Source organism: Leucobacter sp. L43 (assembly GCF_016597785.1).
Classification (GTDB): domain Bacteria; phylum Actinomycetota; class Actinomycetes; order Actinomycetales; family Microbacteriaceae; genus Leucobacter; species Leucobacter alluvii.
Window position 1 is genome coordinate 548,972 of record NZ_JAENJG010000003.1, and the last position, 15,067, is coordinate 564,038.

Sequence of the window (15,067 nt, forward strand, 5' to 3'; positions counted from 1 at the left end):
TGGGCGGCGCCCTGCGCTGCTCGGTGTCCCCCAGCTCGGCGTCGCCCAGCTCGGCGTCGCCCAGCGCTACTCGGCGATGAGAGCTTCGACGAACTCCGCCGTCTCGGCCCAGCCCGTGACGGCATGGCATGAGACGCCGAGTGCGAGCACCGGGTAGTCGTTGCCGTCCTCGTCGAGCCGATCACCGACGAACAGCATGTCGCTGAGCGGGACCCCCGTGTATTCGACGAGCTTCTGCATGCCGTAAGCCTTATCGATCCCGCGACGCGTGATGTCGACCGAGGTAGAGCCACCGCTGCGCACCTCGAGGCCGGGCAGGCGGACCGCGACTGCGGCGCGGAGGGCGCTCTTCTTCGCCCCCGTCGGGTCCCAGGCGTGCTTGACCTCCACCGGGGCGCGCTGGCCCAGAGCCGAGAAGGTGATCTGGGATCCGCGATCCTCCAAGACGTCCCCCCACGATTCCCGCTCCCAGAGGCCCAGACGCTCAGCCTCCTCGCGGAGCGCGGTCAACGCGTCATTGCGCTCCCGCTCAGTGAGCTCCTCCTGATACACCGTCACCCACTGACCGCGCTCGCGCCGCTCATACCTCGTGCCGCAGGTCGGAAGCAGGTGCAGCCGCCCGAGCATCTCCTCAGTCACGCTCGCCACCCCGTCGAGTTGCGTCACCAGCTGAGACTCGAACTGCTGGAAGTTGCCCCCCGAGATCACCGCGACGCTCGTGCGTTCGAGCAGCCGGGCGAACACCGCGAGCATGCGGGGGTCGAGCGGGGACTTCGAGGGTGCAAGGGTGTCGTCGAGATCGAAGGCGATGATGCGCGGGAGTTGAGTCACGTGAAGATTCTTCCACGTCGCGCCGCGCAGACGGCTCGCCGGGAGCTCACGGCTCGGGAGACGGCTATTCGTCGTCCAGCGACGGCAGCGACGTCGCGTTCGCGTAGAAGCGCACGTCCACGCGTTCGAGCCCGGTGCCCTCGAACACGATGCGGTAGCTGCCAGGCGACGGCACCCGCGCCTCGTTCAGCGGGAAGACCATCGGGATGTACCCGAAACTGTCATTGCCGCCCCCGAGGCTGAACGTGCCCTCCACATTGAAGAGTTCAGCACCGCCGACAGCGGGCTCGCATCGGGCGCGGAAAGAGCGATCCGGATCCCCGCGACGCGCCTCGTTCTCGTCGTACTCGACGACCACGACGAGGGTCGCCCCGAGCATCGCCGGGTACTCCTCGCGGTTGATCGTGTTGATGAAGCCGGAGAGAACGCCGAGGGTTCCCTCCCGAACGTTCGCCGCATCCGCGAGAAAGGCCGCTGCGACACGCATATGCGTCTCCTCTTCTACCTCGCGCTCACCGCGCGAAGTTGCTCAGCGCAGACCGCCCAGCGCGATCGGCGCGATGCTAGTGCTGCCCGGAGAAATCGATCGGCGACTCTCCGGTCACCGCGGAGACGACGACGAGCGCCAGTGTCGCCGCAGCCGTACCGACGAACACGACGCAGTAGAACAGTGCGACGGCGTCGAAGATCTTGTTGAACATCGTGGGCCTCTCTGGGTGGCAGCAGGTCGGATTCAGCCTACCGTGGACGGAGACGCGAGGAGACCCCCGCCCGGAGCGAATCGGCGTCGAGCGGCTCGTCTCGCGCAGCACCGGTGCGCGTCTAGACTGAACCGGGTGACCCGACATTTTCTCCGAGACGACGATCTGAGCCCCGCCGAGCAGCGCGAAGTCCTCGAACTCGCCGCGCGACTCAAGCGAGAGCCGTTCTCGGAGCGTCCGCTGGAGGGACCGCGGTCCGTGTCCGTCTTCTTCGACAAGACGTCCACGCGCACCCGCTTCAGCTTCGCGGCGGGCATCGCCGAGCTCGGCGGATCGCCCATCATCGTGAACCCGGGTGAGGCGCAGCTCGGCGTGAAGGAATCGATCGGCGACACCGCGAAGGTGCTCTCGCGGATGGTGTCGCTCATCGTGTGGCGCACGTTCGACCACCGCGGACTGGAGGAGATGGCGGCCGACGCGAGCGTGCCGGTCATCAACTCGCTCTCCGACGACTTCCACCCGTGCCAGATCCTCGCCGATCTGCAGACCATTCAGGAGCGGAAGGGCGACCTCGCCGGTCTCACCGCGACGTACCTCGGGGATGCCGCGAACAATATGGGGCACTCCTATCTGCTCGGATTCGCGACCGCGGGCATGCATATCCGGATCGCGGGGCCGGAGGGCCACCATCCGCGTCCCGACATCGTCGCCGACGCCGAACGGATCGCCGCTCAGACAGGCGGAAGCGTGGAGATCTTCACCGACCCGGCGCGTGCCGTCTCGGGCGCTGACGCCGTGATCACCGACACGTGGGTGTCGATGGGCCAAGAAGCCGAGAAGGCCGAGCGCATCGAGACCTTCGGCCCGTATCGCGTCACCCCTGAACTCATGGCGGATGCCGCGAGCGATGCGATCTTCTTGCACTGCCTTCCCGCCTACCGGGAGTACGAGGTCGCGCCCGAAGTGATCGACGGAGGGCAGAGCGTGGTCTGGGATGAAGCGGAGAATCGCCTGCACGCCCAGAAGGCACTCATGACCTGGTTGCTGGCGCAGGCGTAAGACGGAGAGAAGCAGAGATGACGAACGAACACGAGCAGTCCGCCCCGACCGAGACCGCCGGCAATCGCGCCGGTGAGAGCGGCGCCCTCTGGGGCGGGCGCTTCGCGAGCGGCCCCGCGCCGGCGCTCGCAGCCCTGTCGAAGTCGACGCAGTTCGACTGGATCCTCGCTCCCTACGACATCCGCGGTTCGAAGGCGCACGCGACTGCGCTCGCCGCAGCCGGGTATTTGAGCGAAGACGAGCTCGCCGAGATGCGAGCCGCGCTCGACGAGCTCGCAGCTCGCGTCGCGGACGGCCGCGCCGTTCCCGCCGCAGATGACGAAGACGTGCACTCCGCGCTCGAGCGACTGCTCATCGAGATCACGGGCGTGCAGCTCGGAGGCAAGCTCCGCGCCGGACGCAGCCGCAACGACCAGATCGCGACCCTGGTGCGTCTGTACCTCCTCGACCATGCCGCTGTGATCCGCGACATGCTGCTCGACCTGCTCGACGCCATCGCAGACCAGGCGGCGGCGCACCCCGACGCGATCCTGCCCGGCCGCACCCATCTGCAGCACGCTCAGCCAGTGCTGCTGGCCCACCAGCTCGCGGCGCACGCCTGGCCGATCGTCCGCAACCTGGAGCGTCTCCGCGACTGGGCGTCCCGCGCCAGCGCCTCGCCCTACGGCGGCGGCGCCCTCGCCGGCTCCTCGCTCGGCCTCGACCCCCGGCTCGTCGCGACCGAACTCGGACTCGGCGATCCGCTCGAGAACTCGATCGACGGCACCGCGGCTCGCGACGTGGTCGCCGAGTTCGCGTTCATCACCGCGCAGATCGGCATCGACCTCTCCAGGCTCTCCGAAGAGATCATCCTCTGGAACACCAAGGAGTTCGGCTTCGTTCGCCTGCACGACGGCTATTCGACCGGCTCCAGCATCATGCCGCAGAAGAAGAACCCCGACATCGCCGAGCTGGCTCGCGGAAAGTCCGGGCGTCTGATCGGAAACCTGACCGGCCTCCTCGCGACGCTGAAGGGGCTGCCGCTCGCGTACAACCGCGATCTGCAGGAGGACAAGGAACCGGTCTTCGACTCGATCGGCCAGCTCGAGGTACTGCTCCCCGCGTTCACCGGCATGGTGGCGACGCTCACGTTCGACACGAAGCGGATGGCCGAGCTCGCCCCGCAGGGGTTCTCGTTGGCCACCGACGTCGCCGAGTGGCTCGTGAAGCAAGGCGTGATCTTCCGCGACGCGCACGAGATCTCCGGTGAACTCGTGCGTCACTGCGAGGAGCGGGGCATCGAGCTCCACGAACCGAGCGATGCCGAACTCGCGTCGATCTCGGCGCACCTCACTCCGGCAGTGCGCGAGGTGCTCACCATCGAGGGGTCTGTGAACTCGCGCGTGGGGGCCGGCGGCACCGCTCGCATTCGCGTCGACGAGCAGCTCGCCCGGCTCGCCGAGCGGATCGCTGAGTTCCGGGCCTGAGTCTCCGATGAGTGCGGCGAGCGGTGCGCGCTCTCCCCGGGAGGAACAACGGCTCCGGTGAGGCGAATGAGCATGTTCAGCCCTCACGGACGTCGGATCTCTCACGGACGCGCGGTCCATGAAGACCGGGACGCGCGCTCCATGAGCGTCAGGCGGTACGATGACAGGCGTGTCTGAACTGAACGATCGCACCGAGATCCTGGCCGCCCAGCGCAACGACGACAGCTTCGCCACCCTGTGGGAAGAGCTGGAGTGGCGCGGGCTGATCCATGTGTCGACCGACGCGGAAGCGCTGTCGACGCTGCTCGAGGGCGAACCGTTCGCGTATTACTGCGGATTCGACCCGACGGCATCCAGCCTGCACCTCGGGCATCTCGTGCAGCTGCTGCTCATGCGCCGCCTGCAGCTGCGCGGGCACCGGCCGTTGGGTCTGGTCGGCGGGTCGACGGGGCTCATCGGCGATCCGCGCCCCACTGCGGAGCGGGTGCTCAATTCGCGTGAGACCGTCGCCGAGTGGGTCGACTCGCTCGGCCAGCAGGTCTCCCGATACCTGAGCTTCGAAGGCGAGAACGCCGCCAGGCTCGTCAACAACCTCGACTGGACTGCGCCGCTCTCGGCGATCGATTTCCTCCGCGAGATCGGCAAGCACTTCCGTGTCGGCACGATGATCAAGAAGGACATCGTCGCGAAGCGGCTGAACTCCGACGAGGGCATCAGCTACACCGAGTTCAGCTACCAGATCCTGCAGGGGCTCGACTTCCTCGAACTGTACCGGCAGTACGACTGCAAGCTGCAGTCGGGCGGCAGCGATCAGTGGGGCAACCTGACGAGCGGCACGGAACTCATCCGCAAGGTCGAGGGCGCCTCGGCGCACGCCATCGGAACGCCGCTGATCACCAACGCCGACGGCACGAAGTTCGGCAAGAGCGAGGGCAACGCGATCTGGTTGAACCCGGAGATGTGCTCGCCCTACACCTTCTACCAGTTCTGGTTGAACCAGGCCGACGCCGACGTCGTCGATCGTCTGAAGGTCTTCACCTTCCTGTCGCGCGACGAGATCGAAGACTACGCGCGCCAGGTCGAAACCGAGCCCTTCAAGCGCGCAGCCCAGAAGCGTCTCGCGCTCGAAGTGACGACGCTCGTGCACGGGGCTGCGGCGGTGCAGGGTGCGATCGACGCATCCGAGGCGCTGTTCGGCCGCGGAGACCTCTCCGCGCTCGATGAGTCATCGTTGCGCGGCGCCGTCTCCGAGCTGTCCCAGGCGACCGGATCGATCGGCACGCCGGTCGCGCAACTCCTCGTCGACACGGAACTCGTGAAGAGCCTCGGCGAGGCTCGACGCGCGATCTCGCAGGGCGGAGTGTACGTGAACAACGCTGCGGTGGAGTCCGAGGATCGCGTGCTCGAGAGCGACGATCTGCTGCACGGCGCGATCGCGGTCCTGCGCCGAGGCAAGAAGACGCTCGCCGGCGTCGTGGTGAAGTAGGGTTCCGATGCGCATCGCTCTGCTGCAGGCGTCCGCGACGCCCCTCGACCCCGAGGCCAACCTCGCCGCCATTCGCACGGCCGCGACCGACGCTAAGAGGGCCGGTGCCGAGCTGCTGCTCACACCTGAGCTCTTCGTGACGGGGTACGCGCCTGCCGAGCTCGCCGAATGGCTGAGCGCCGAACGCGTCGAAAATATCCCGAGCGCACTCGCTTCCATCGCGCGTGAGACCGGGGTCGCGATCGCCGCCGGGTTCCCGCTCGCCCGCGAGGACGGCACGTTCGCCATCGCCGCGGGTCTCTGGGACGCCGCCGGCGACGAAGTGCTGCGCTACGAGAAGGTGCACCTGTGGGGCGCCGACGAACGATTGGCCTTCACCCCGGCTGCCGATCCTCCCCGCATCGCCGACTGGAACGGGCGGCGCGTCGCCTTCCAGATCTGCTACGACATCGAGTTCCCCGAGCCCGCCCGTTTCGCGGCGGCGAACGGCGCCGATCTGCTCTTGGTGCCAACGGCGATCGACGGCGACTCGGCGTACGTGCCCGAGCTGCTCGTGCGCGCTCGCGCCGCCGAGAACCGCATCGTCGTCGCCTACGCCGATCACGCCGGAGGGATCTTCGCGGGCCTGAGCGTGGTCGCCGGATTCGAGGGCGCGGTGCTCGGAGCGTCCGGCGCCGATCCCGAACTGCTCATCGTTGATGTGCCGGATCCCGAGGCCTCCGACCCGGGTCGGCCGTCGGTGGGTGCTGGCGCGCTGTATCTGCAGGATCGTCGGCCAGAGGTGTACGCGGGCTGGCGCTGAGCCGATCGCCCTCGCCGTACTGCTCCTTCACGATCCTGAGGTTCGCCCACGTTTCGATGCGCTCGACCTCGGGGAGTGTGCGCAACCGGTCGGCCTGATCGAGGAGCTCCTCGTAGCTGTCGGCGGAGAGCGTCACGATGAGGTCGTAGTCTCCGATGGTGGTCGCGATGAACTCGGGGTCGAGGGAACGCACACTCGAGAGTGCGGCCGAGATCCTGCCCCGGATCTTCACACCGACCCCGATGGACGGGGTCTCCACGCGATCGGCGGCCCCGGCTCCATCGGGCGACGCGAGCGCGCCGCGCACCGGAATGCCGACGACCTTCACCGCTCCGTCGCGCGTCAGACGCTCGAAGCGGAGACGCGCACCGCTGGGGGAGATGCCCGCCGCCTCTCCGAGCTCGCGGAACGAAGCGCGACCGTTGCGCTGCAGATGACTCACGAGCGCACGGTCGGCCTCGTCGACGACGAACGACGTTCGTCCGGTGCGGAGCGGGGAGTACCGGTTGACCTCGATGCTCTCGTACAGATGCGTGCGCACCTCCTGCACTCCGGGCAGCTCCCGAACCCGGTCGACGGTGGAGCGCAGGTGCGGGTCCGCGCCGACGCGCACTTCGACGTCGATCGAGTAGTGGCCGCTGATGTCGGCGACGAAGGTCGACTCTGGCATCGCCGCGAGGGCCGATCTGACCGGAGCGATGGGCCCGGAAACGGAGAGCTGCAGGTAGGCGAAGCGCTCGAGCCCCAGCAGATCGGGGCTGATCGACACGGTCAACCGCAGCTCGCCGCGCGTGATCGCGCTCTGCACGATCTGGGTCACCTGCCGGCGACTCACACCGAGCTCAGCTGCGATCCGCGAATAGCTCGCGCGTCCGTTCTCTCGCAGGCCGCGGAGCACGCGCCGGCGCAGTTCAGCAGATTCGACCGGATGCTCCATCGCTGACTCCCTAGCCGCCTCGATCGGGCTGCGCAGATGCGCAGCCCAGAAGCGCCATTCTACGGCTCTCGCGCACATTCTGTCCGTTCTCTGGCCGTTTGCGCATCCGTGCGACCGGACGACGAACGAAATGCCCCGAAGTCACCTAGGCTGGCTCCGTTCTCCGCGTGAGCGGAAGCGGGATCACACGGATACACAAGGAGGTCTGTCCCATGAACACGGATACTCGGCTCGCTGAAGAGCTCGAGCGTCGACTGACGCACATCGAAACGGTCGAGGCGGACGACCCGGTGCACGCCAGGCTCGGCGGCGGCAGCCTCGCGCTCTTCCTGAGCGTCGTCGGCGTCATCGCACTCAGCTCGTGGATCGCAGGTGTGCTGTGAGCGGCGCCGCAGACGAGCGTCCCAGCGCATCAGCCTCCGAGCTCACCGAGACGCAGGCGCTGCGCGTCGAAGCGGCTGTCGCCGAGGAGGCGACTTTCGGATCGCTACCGCTGACGAAGAGCGAACGCACCTGGCGCGCCACCGACTTCAGCTGGGTGACGCTCAGCCTGGCCATCGCCACGTGGGCGTTTCTCACGGGCGGTTCGACGGTGCTGCTCGTCGGATTCGGCGACGGCATCGCGGCGATGCTCCTCGGCAATACGCTCGGACTCGCCATCATGGTGCTCGGCAGCGTGCTGCTCAGCCAGCGTCTCGGCGTGGAGCAGTATCGCGCACTGAAGTCGGTCTTCGGCGCGGTCGGCGTCGCCATCGTCGTGTTCACCGTCGTGCTCGTCACCGAGATGGGGTGGAGTTCGCTGCTCGGCATCATGTTCGGCCGCGCGTTCACCGAGATCTCGAACCAGGCATTCGGCACGGAGTTCAACGTCGAAGGTCCCGTCGTCACGATCTTCGCGCTCGCGGCCATCCTGGGCGGCTGGTTCTTGCTCTCACGCGGCCCGGTCGCCATCAGCAAGCTCAACCGCTTCGTCGCACCCGGCCTCCTCATCATCGTGGCACTCATGATGGTGCTCCTCATGTCGCAGCACTCCTGGGCTGACCTGTTCGCGGCCGAGCCGTTGGCCCCGTTCGAGGACGAAACCCTGAACTTCGCGATGGCCGTTGAATTCAATCTCGGCGCGGGACTGTCGTGGTGGCCCGTGATGGGCACGCTCGCCCGACTGACGCGCGGCCCGAAGGCGGCGCTGTGGCCCGCGTACGGAGGGATCTTCATCGGGACAGTGGTCGCTCAGCTGGTCGGCATGGCCGCAGCGCTCATGCTCGGGGCCGCAGACCCGACCGCCTGGATGGTGCCGCTCGGCGGCCCCGTGCTCGGCATCCTCACGCTGCTGTTCGTCGGGTTCGCGAACGTCACCAGCATGGCGTCGATCGCGTATTCGACCGTCCTCGCGATCAAGCAGTCGAGCGGACGGGCGCTCTCCCGACTCCGATGGCCGGCGCTGTGCGCCGTCTTCCTGTTCTTCCCGGCGGTGCTCGCACTGTTCCCGAGCTTCATGTACGGGCAGTTCATGACGTTCGTCGTGATATCGGGAGCGTTCATCGCCGCGATCTGCGGGGTGATCATCGCCGACTACCTGATCCTCCGCCGCCAGAACGTTCCCGTGCGGGCGCTCTACGCGAACGGGGTCGAAGATCCGCTGCGCTTCACCGGCGGTGTGAACCTCGCCGCGATGATCGCAGTCGCGACCGCTTCGATCTTCTACCTCTGGGTGTACAACCCCATCACCCTCGAGACGCTGCCGATCTTCCGATACGCGACGGCGACCGTGCCGACCATCGGCATCGCGATCGCGGTCTACCTCCTCCTCAACTGGCTGCTCTACGTGCGCCGCGGCCGCGGCGCGTACGGCCAGACCGATCCGTTCGCGGCCGCCGGAAGGAAGTAACGATGACTGAGCCGAAGCAGGTGCGCGCCGCCGTCTACCGCGGCACCGAGGGTGACCGGCTGTCGGTCGAGACGATGACCCTGGCGGGCCCCGAGCACGGCGAGGTGCGCGTCACGGTGCGCGCGGCCGGCGTCTGCGGATCCGATCGGCACGTGCTCGACGGCGAATGGCAGGTGCCGCTGCCGGCAGTCATGGGGCACGAGGCCGCCGGAGTCGTGGAAGCCGTGGGCGCCGGAGTGCGCGGGCTCGAGATCGGAGACCACGTGGTCATCGCGTGGCACCAGGCCTGCCAGCGGTGCGGGGAATGCGCGGGGGGCAAGCCCTGGGCGTGCACGCGGGCCAAATCGAACGACTCGCTGCTGCCCGACGGCACGACCCGGTGGAGCGACGGATCCGACGGCGCCGCGGCCTACCCGTACCTGGCGACCGGTGCCATGGCCGAGGCGATCGTCGTGCCGGAGTTCGCGGCGATCAAGATCGACGAGCGCGTGCCGTTCGACGTGGCCAGCCTGATCGGATGCTCGGTCGGCACCGGCTACGGCGCAGTGGCCAACAACGCCCGCGTGGTCGCGGGTGAGTCCGCGGTGGTCGTGGGCGCCGGCGGCGTGGGGCTGTCCATCATCTCGGCGCTGCGTCTCGCGGGAGCCAACCCGATCGTGGCGGTCGACGTGTCGGAGGCAAAGCTCGCCGAGGCCACGCGAGCCGGGGCGACACGCACCGTGCTGAGCGGCGACGATCTCGTAGAGCAGGTGCGCGAAGCCACGGGTGGCGGAGCCGACGTGGCCTTCGAGGCGATCGGCCGCGTGCAGACGATGCAGCAGTTGCCGGAACTGATCCGGCCCGGCGGCCGCGCCGTATTCGTCGGCCTGCCGCCGGAAGGGCAGAGCGTCGAGATCGACGGTCTGCTGCTCGCGTATGAGGGGAAGACGATCATCGGCTCGAACTACGGCGGACTCGTTCCCGCGCGCGACTTCCCGCGCGTGGCTGGAGCCTATCTCTCCGGTGCGCTGCCGCTCGACGACCTCATCAGCGCGCGTGTCGGACTCGACGACGTCAACGAAGCCTTCGACGCCATGCGGCGCGGGGAGCGCACGCGCAGCGTGATCCTCTTCGGGGAGTAGCGGAGTCGGGCGGCTCGCCGCCGCGACTGCTCGCTTCGCCCCTGCTCGCTTCGCCCCTGCTCGCTGCGACTGCTCGCTGCGACTGCTCGACTGCTCGAAAGCGCGATTCGGCACCGTTCCCCACTTGGGAAGGTGCCGAATCGCGCTTTCGGCGCGGGGGCGCGGGCCGCGGGGGCGCGGGGACGCGGGCCGCGGGAGCGCGGGCCGCGGGAGCGCGGTGCAGCCGCCGTGGATCCGTCGCCCAGGATCCGCCGCCGAGGATCCGCCGGATCCCGCCCGAACGGATCAGGCGGAGCCGCTCCAGGCGGCCGGCACGAGTACCCATACGGCTTCGGCGCCAGCGGATCCGGCGCTCCAGGTGTGCGGCGCGCGACCGGGAAAGGTCAGCGTATCCCCGGCCTGCAGCGCGACCTGGCGATCGGCGAACGTGATCTCGAGGTCGCCCGAGATGACGTGCAGCGACTCGAGGCTGCAGTTGACGGTGTAGAGCTGGTCGCCCCCGCTCGCCTCGGGCGCGAGGGTGGATCGCAGCACCTGGACGCGGTCCTCCGAGCGCGGCGTGACGAGGCGCTCGTCGGCACCGGTGCCGCCCATGTTGATGGCGGGTGCGGTGTCGAGCGGAATGAGCTGCAGCTCGGGCTCTTCGAAGAGGTTGCCGATCGGCATCGAGAGCGCTTGGCAGAGCTGCACGAGGGTTGGCACACTCGGCATGGTGTCGTCGCGCTCGACGCGGCTGATGAACCCCTTGGTGAGGCCGGTGGCCCGCGCGAGCTGTTCGAGGGTGAGGCCCTGGGCGAGACGGGACGATCGGAGCTTGGCGCCGATGCGAATCGCCTCGACCGCTGCGGTCGGGTGGATCGGTCGCATGCGGTGCCGCCTTCCCGTTGACCTCTCTGCGAACTCCAGCCTATAGTGAATGCGAGTTCACCCACAGAACTCACTTGTTTACTTATACGCAACTTTGGAAGGACGAGTCGCATCGTGACCTCTCACACGCCTCAAGGCCCCGTCGACGCGAGCCAGACCCCCCGGTACGCAGGCATCGCCACGTTCGCGAAGCTGCCCCGCATCGAAGACGTGCCGTCCGCCGACATCGCCGTCGTGGGGGTGCCCTTCGACTCGGGCGTGAGCTTCCGCCCGGGCGCGCGTTTCGGCCCGTCGCACGTGCGCGAAGCGTCGCGCCTGCTCCGTCCGTACAACCCTGCGCAAGACGTCTCGCCGTTCAACGTCAAGCAGGTGGTCGACGCCGGTGACATCGTGGCGAACCCGTTCAGCCTCGATGAGGCCGTGCGTCAGGTCGAAGAGGCGGCGACCGAGCTCGGCGAGCGCGTGGACAAGATCGTCACCATCGGCGGCGACCACACCATCGCATTGCCCCTGCTGCGCGCGATCAACAAGAAGCACGGCCCCGTCGCCGTGCTGCACTTCGATGCGCATCTCGACACCTGGGATACCTATTTCGGCGCTCCCACCACGCACGGAACCCCCTTCCGCCGGGCGTCCGAGGAGGGTCTCATCGACCTCACCGCCTCCATGCACGGCGGCACCCGCGGGCCGCTCTACGGCAAGAGCGACCTCGAAGACGACGTGAAGCTCGGCTTCCAGATCGTCACCAGCGAGTTCGTCGAAGAGCACGGCATTCCCGCGACGCTCGAGAAGATTCGCGAGCGCGTCGGCGACAAGCCGCTCTACATCTCCATCGACATCGACGTGCTGGATCCGGCTCACGCCCCAGGCACCGGCACGCCCGAGGCCGGCGGACTCACCAGCCGCGAGATGCTCCGTCTCATCCGCGGGCTCGCCGACCTCCACATCGTCGGTGCCGACGTCGTCGAGGTCGCCCCGGCGTACGACCACGCGCAGATCACCGCGGTGGCCGCGAGCCACGTCGTCTACGAACTCGTGAGCGCCATGGCAGCGCGCGGCTGATCCCGCATCCGCTCCCCAGCAGGCGGGGCCCGTCGCCGTGACGCGCCCCGCCTGCTCCACCCAGTCAGACACGCCAATGGAGGCACCCATGCACACCCCGGACCAGGCAGCGGTCATCGCCGCGGCCGACGCCATCATCGAGGCGTTCGCCGCGACCGATACTGAGGCGTACTTCGCCGGCTTCGCGGCCGACGCGAGCTTCATCTTCCATCCCGAGGCCGCGCGGCTCGACTCGCGTGCCGAGTACGAAGCGCTCTGGGGCGGCTGGGTCGCCTCCGGGTGGCGCGTCACCTCGTGCACCTCCACCGACCGGCTGGTGCAGACGTTCCCCGGCGGTGCCGTGTTCAGCCACACCGTCGCGACCAGCATCGACTCCGACGAGGGCCCCGATTCGTACGTCGAGCGCGAGAGCATCATCTTCCGCGCCGACGGCGCTCAGCCCGACGGGCTCATCGCGATCCACGAACATCTCTCCACGGTGCCGTCTGCCATCGCAGCGGGAACGCCCGAGTCCGCTGCAGCCGCCGCGATCGATACGGCGCTCTGATCATGACCAGTCCCGAGACCATGGCCGTCACCCTCGACGGCCAGCATGAGTCCGCCGGCCCGGTGCGCGGCACCCAGTCCTTGCTGCACATCGGCATGATCTGGCTGGCCGCGAACCTCGTGGTCACCACCCTCCTGACCGGTACGCTCTTCACGCCATCCGTGTCGTTCGGCACCGCGAGCGCCATGATCGTGGTCGGCACGCTCATCGGCGTCGTCGTGCTCGTGCTCATCGGCAACATGGGGACCCGCACCGGGCTTCCGACGATGGCCCTGACACGCGGATCCTTCGGCATTCGCGGGAGCATCCTCCCCGCGGTCGCGAATCTCATCATCCTGATGGGTTGGAGCTGGGTGCAGGCGATGCTCGCCGGTGTGACGGTGAACTACCTCGTGCACGAGGCGACCGGCTTCTCGAACCCGATGCTCTTCTCCGCACTCTGCCAGGCGATCGTCGTCGTGCTGGCGATCTTCGGGCATACGGGCATTTCGCGCGTCGAGCCCTGGCTCGCTCTCGCGATCCTCATCGTGATGGGCTTCGTATTCACCGCAGCTTTCAGCGCTTTCAGCCCGGGCGAATTCGCGGCGCTGCCCGTGGACGCGTCTCTCGGCGGCACTTCGTTCATCACGCTCGACATGGTCATCGCGACGGCGATCTCCTGGACCGTGCTCTCGGCCGACATGAATCGGCATGCGAAGAGCAGCACCGCGGGCATCGTCGGCTCGGGGATCGGATACACGCTGTCGACGACCATCGCCATGTTCCTGGGGCTCGTCGCCTTCAGCACCGTGCTCCTGCGCGGCGACGAAGCGACGCCGTTCGACCCGTCGGTGATCGTCGCGGAATTCGGTTGGCCGCTCGGCATCGCCATCTTCCTCTCCGTCATGGCCACCAACACGATGGTGGTCTTCGGAATGGTGACCTCGGTGGTGAACGCGCAGTCCAGATGGCACCTCCGCTTCCTCCCGACGGCCATCGTGCTCGGCATCATCTCGATCGTCGGCTCGACATTCCTCGGCCTGCTGAACCAGTTCACCGACTTCCTCTTCATCATCAGTGCCTTCTTCGTGCCGGTATTCGCGATCATGATCGCGGACTACTACCTGTTGAAGCGGCGGGGCTACTCCCGCCAGATCCTGCATGAGCGCCCCGAGAGCCGCTACTGGTACCGCGGCGGCGTCAATTGGATCGCTGTGATCGTGTGGGTGATCGGAGCCGTGCTCTCCTACGTGCTGGCGTACGTCGCCCCGAGCCCCATTGGCGCGAACATTCCCGCGTTCGTCATCAGCTTCGGCCTCTATCTCGGTCTGATGCTCGGGATCGGCCGTCGCGCCGGCCTCGGCCTCATCGATCCGCGCGATTCCCAGCCGACCGGGCACCTGCTCGACGGCGCCGACGAGACCGCAGCGCTCCGGCTCGGAGACTGACATGGCCGTCGTCGACCTGAGCCACCCGGTCAGCACCGGCATGCCCGTGTACCCCGGTGACCCCGAGGTGAGGATCGCCCCGGCGCTCACGGTCGGCGCTGACGGGGTGGCGGTGGCGCGACTCGACATGGGGTCGCACACCGGCACGCATCTCGATGCACCGGCGCACTCCGTCGTGGGCGGGCGCACGGTCGACGAGATCCCGCTCGAACTGGTGACGGGCCTCGCGCGGGTGCTGCGTGTGGGCCCGTCGCCGGCAGCCGCGGGGGAGTCGATCACGGCGGATCGCCTCGCCGATCCGGTTCCGGATCATCTGCCGCCGATCGTGTGCATCGCCACCGGGTGGGACGTGCACTTCGGGGGAGAGGCAGCGGGCGCCCACCCGTCGGTGTCGCTGGAACTCGCGCGGACGCTCTGGGCGCGCGGCGCGCGCGTGCTCGGCGTCGACTGCTTCAGCCCCGATCCGACTGACGCAGCGTCGTTCGAGGCCGGTATGCCGGTGCACGAGTTCTGGCTGGGGAATGACGGCGTCATCGTCGAGAACCTCACGCGTCTGACGTCGCTGCCCGAGGTCGTCGAGATGTCGCTCATCCCGCTGCGGATCGCCGCGGGCGACGGTTCTCCCATCCGCGCCCTCGCCGTCGTGGAGTGAGAACGCGCGAGCCGGGCGACCGGCCGGCCGCGACGCGCCCGGAAAACGGGCATTCCGACGGGTTTGGCGAGCTTTTGCCCCATTCAAGCCCGGTGTCGGCTGGGGTGTCGGTGGGGTGTCGTGTGGGTGAATTGGCGGATTCATGCGGGGACACGCCCGGGATGCTGCGTGGTGTTGCTGGTCGGGGGTCGGGGGCCGTAATGTATTCCCTTGTCAGCGCG

At 68.2% G+C, this 15,067-nt stretch carries 16 protein-coding genes; 11 read left to right on the plus strand and 5 right to left on the minus strand.

Going from position 1 to position 15,067, the window contains the following annotated elements; genetic code table 11:
• Window positions 1-66: 66 nt before the first annotated feature.
• The 3 genes from JE033_RS14460 to JE033_RS14470 form a co-directional block, all read right to left on the minus strand.
• Complete coding sequence (locus JE033_RS14460) at window positions 67-831, minus strand: HAD-IIB family hydrolase (RefSeq protein WP_200332556.1); 765 nt, start codon at window positions 829-831, stop codon at window positions 67-69.
• Between the two features lie 64 nt (window positions 832-895).
• Window positions 896-1,318, minus strand: a complete 423-nt coding sequence (locus JE033_RS14465) for a hypothetical protein (protein WP_090151524.1) — start codon at window positions 1,316-1,318, stop codon at window positions 896-898.
• A gap of 76 nt (window positions 1,319-1,394) precedes the next feature.
• Window positions 1,395-1,532 carry a hypothetical protein gene (locus JE033_RS14470; RefSeq protein WP_176698382.1) on the minus strand — a complete coding sequence of 46 codons (138 nt, stop codon included), beginning with the start codon at window positions 1,530-1,532 and terminating at the stop codon, window positions 1,395-1,397.
• A 135-nt stretch (window positions 1,533-1,667) separates the two neighbouring features.
• Between JE033_RS14470 and argF the strand changes: the two genes are divergently transcribed.
• The 4 genes from argF to JE033_RS14490 all read left to right on the plus strand — a co-directional run bounded on the left by argF (window position 1,668) and on the right by JE033_RS14490 (window position 6,345).
• The gene (gene argF, locus JE033_RS14475; RefSeq protein WP_200332558.1) at window positions 1,668-2,591 is read left to right on the plus strand and encodes an ornithine carbamoyltransferase; all 924 of its coding nucleotides are present in this window, start codon (window positions 1,668-1,670) and stop codon (window positions 2,589-2,591) included.
• Window positions 2,592-2,608: 17 nt separating this feature from the next.
• Window positions 2,609-4,057, plus strand: a complete 1,449-nt coding sequence (argH, locus tag JE033_RS14480; protein WP_200332560.1) for an argininosuccinate lyase — start codon at window positions 2,609-2,611, stop codon at window positions 4,055-4,057.
• A gap of 160 nt (window positions 4,058-4,217) precedes the next feature.
• A complete protein-coding gene (tyrS, locus tag JE033_RS14485) occupies window positions 4,218-5,543 on the plus strand; it encodes a tyrosine--tRNA ligase (RefSeq protein WP_234037541.1) in 1,326 nt (441 codons plus the stop codon).
• Window positions 5,544-5,550: 7 nt separating this feature from the next.
• Window positions 5,551-6,345, plus strand: a complete 795-nt coding sequence (locus JE033_RS14490; protein ID WP_200332562.1) for a nitrilase-related carbon-nitrogen hydrolase — start codon at window positions 5,551-5,553, stop codon at window positions 6,343-6,345.
• Here the strand turns inward: JE033_RS14490 and JE033_RS14495 are convergent.
• Window positions 6,233-7,282 (minus strand): Lrp/AsnC family transcriptional regulator, encoded by a 1,050-nt coding sequence (locus tag JE033_RS14495; RefSeq protein WP_176698381.1) that lies wholly within the window; start codon window positions 7,280-7,282, stop codon window positions 6,233-6,235. The two genes, JE033_RS14490 and JE033_RS14495, sit on opposite strands and share 113 nt — an antisense overlap.
• 212 nt (window positions 7,283-7,494) lie before the next feature.
• Between JE033_RS14495 and JE033_RS14500 the strand changes: the two genes are divergently transcribed.
• The 3 genes from JE033_RS14500 to JE033_RS14510 are packed head-to-tail and all read left to right on the plus strand — an operon-like array spanning window position 7,495 to window position 10,291.
• Window positions 7,495-7,665 (plus strand): hypothetical protein, encoded by a 171-nt coding sequence (locus JE033_RS14500; RefSeq protein ID WP_200332564.1) that lies wholly within the window; start codon window positions 7,495-7,497, stop codon window positions 7,663-7,665.
• Window positions 7,662-9,170: a cytosine permease gene (locus tag JE033_RS14505; protein WP_200332566.1), complete on the plus strand. Its 1,509-nt coding sequence runs from the start codon at window positions 7,662-7,664 to the stop codon at window positions 9,168-9,170. Before JE033_RS14500 ends, JE033_RS14505 begins: the two co-directional genes overlap by 4 nt.
• Before the next feature lie 2 nt (window positions 9,171-9,172).
• On the plus strand, window positions 9,173-10,291 hold the full coding sequence (locus tag JE033_RS14510; RefSeq protein ID WP_200332568.1) for a zinc-binding dehydrogenase: 1,119 nt from the start codon (window positions 9,173-9,175) through the stop codon (window positions 10,289-10,291).
• Between the two features lie 285 nt (window positions 10,292-10,576).
• Here the strand turns inward: JE033_RS14510 and JE033_RS14515 are convergent, their stop codons facing one another.
• Entirely contained in the window at window positions 10,577-11,158 is a 582-nt protein-coding gene (locus tag JE033_RS14515) for a helix-turn-helix domain-containing protein (RefSeq protein ID WP_090151495.1), read from the minus strand.
• Between the two features lie 114 nt (window positions 11,159-11,272).
• Between JE033_RS14515 and speB the strand changes: the two genes are divergently transcribed.
• From speB to JE033_RS14535, 4 genes are all read left to right on the plus strand, one after another.
• Entirely contained in the window at window positions 11,273-12,220 is a 948-nt protein-coding gene (gene speB, locus JE033_RS14520; protein WP_090151492.1) for an agmatinase, read from the plus strand.
• Window positions 12,221-12,308: 88 nt separating this feature from the next.
• On the plus strand, window positions 12,309-12,767 hold the full coding sequence (locus JE033_RS14525; RefSeq protein ID WP_200332570.1) for a nuclear transport factor 2 family protein: 459 nt from the start codon (window positions 12,309-12,311) through the stop codon (window positions 12,765-12,767).
• Window positions 12,768-12,769: 2 nt separating this feature from the next.
• Complete coding sequence (locus JE033_RS14530; RefSeq protein ID WP_200332572.1) at window positions 12,770-14,194, plus strand: cytosine permease; 1,425 nt, start codon at window positions 12,770-12,772, stop codon at window positions 14,192-14,194.
• A gap of 1 nt (window position 14,195) precedes the next feature.
• Entirely contained in the window at window positions 14,196-14,846 is a 651-nt protein-coding gene (locus JE033_RS14535; RefSeq protein ID WP_200332574.1) for a cyclase family protein, read from the plus strand.
• The last annotated feature ends 221 nt before the right edge of the window (window positions 14,847-15,067 follow it).

Excerpts from the sequence above, each read along its gene's own strand:
- JE033_RS14510 (WP_200332568.1), top strand. The coding sequence starts at position 9,173 with ATGACTGAGCCGAAGCAGGTGCGCGCCGCCGTCTACCGCGGCACCGAG.
- JE033_RS14465 (WP_090151524.1), bottom strand. The coding sequence starts at position 1,318 with ATGCGTGTCGCAGCGGCCTTTCTCGCGGATGCGGCGAACGTTCGGGAG.
- tyrS (WP_234037541.1), top strand. The coding sequence starts at position 4,218 with ATGACAGGCGTGTCTGAACTGAACGATCGCACCGAGATCCTGGCCGCC.
- JE033_RS14495 (WP_176698381.1), bottom strand. The coding sequence starts at position 7,282 with ATGGAGCATCCGGTCGAATCTGCTGAACTGCGCCGGCGCGTGCTCCGC.
- JE033_RS14535 (WP_200332574.1), top strand. The coding sequence starts at position 14,196 with ATGGCCGTCGTCGACCTGAGCCACCCGGTCAGCACCGGCATGCCCGTG.
- JE033_RS14470 (WP_176698382.1), bottom strand. The coding sequence starts at position 1,532 with ATGTTCAACAAGATCTTCGACGCCGTCGCACTGTTCTACTGCGTCGTG.
- JE033_RS14490 (WP_200332562.1), top strand. The coding sequence starts at position 5,551 with ATGCGCATCGCTCTGCTGCAGGCGTCCGCGACGCCCCTCGACCCCGAG.
- JE033_RS14500 (WP_200332564.1), top strand. The coding sequence starts at position 7,495 with ATGAACACGGATACTCGGCTCGCTGAAGAGCTCGAGCGTCGACTGACG.
- JE033_RS14515 (WP_090151495.1), bottom strand. The coding sequence starts at position 11,158 with ATGCGACCGATCCACCCGACCGCAGCGGTCGAGGCGATTCGCATCGGC.
- JE033_RS14530 (WP_200332572.1), top strand. The coding sequence starts at position 12,770 with ATGACCAGTCCCGAGACCATGGCCGTCACCCTCGACGGCCAGCATGAG.
- argH (WP_200332560.1), top strand. The coding sequence starts at position 2,609 with ATGACGAACGAACACGAGCAGTCCGCCCCGACCGAGACCGCCGGCAAT.
- JE033_RS14525 (WP_200332570.1), top strand. The coding sequence starts at position 12,309 with ATGCACACCCCGGACCAGGCAGCGGTCATCGCCGCGGCCGACGCCATC.